Annotated in this window: 1 pseudogene; it reads left to right on the forward strand. The window is 47.4% G+C overall.

Annotated elements, in window-relative coordinates:
* Window positions 1-168: 168 nt before the first annotated feature.
* A pseudogene (locus tag ACTHUE_RS19725) lies at window positions 169-690 on the forward strand (sulfite reductase subunit beta); the annotation flags it as partial.

Below are 690 nucleotides of genomic sequence, written 5' to 3' on the forward strand. Positions count from 1 at the left end.
CGGTTTGTCCCGTCCAATATAAAGGCCGTCTGAAAGCAAAGTTCAGACGGCCTTTTTATGTTTCAAACCGATATAACAAAATCGTCTTTAAAACAAACAAACCATTCTTTCTCATTTTCAGACGGCCTCATTAAAGTAACGCCTATACCAAAAATAAGGAGTGCTTCAATGACTGCTACCACAACCGACCCACGAGCCAAGCTGCCTGAGACGCCTTTGTCCGGCAACGAAGCCTTGAAAGAGCGCAGCGATTATCTGCATGGCACGATTAAGGAAGAGTTGAAAGACGACTTTACCGGCGGCTTTACTGCCGACAACTTTCAGCTTATCCGCTTCCACGGCATGTACGAACAGGACAACCGCGATATTCGTGCCGAGCGTACCGAACAAAAACTTGAGCCTTTAAAAAACATGATGTTGCGTTGCCGTTTGCCCGGCGGCATCATTACGCCGCAGCAGTGGCTGGGTATCGACAAATTTGCCGGTGAAAACACGATTTACGGCTCCATCCGCCTGACCAACCGTCAAACCTTCCAATACCACGGTATTCTGAAAACCGATTTAAAACAGGCGCATCAGGCATTGCACAAACTTGGTTTGGATTCCATTGCCACAGCCAGCGATGTCAACCGCAATGTGTTGTGTACCAGCAATCCTGTGCAAAGCACTTTACATCAAGAAGCCTATGAA

The sequence above is a fragment of the Neisseria sp. P0021.S005 genome (assembly GCF_051956955.1).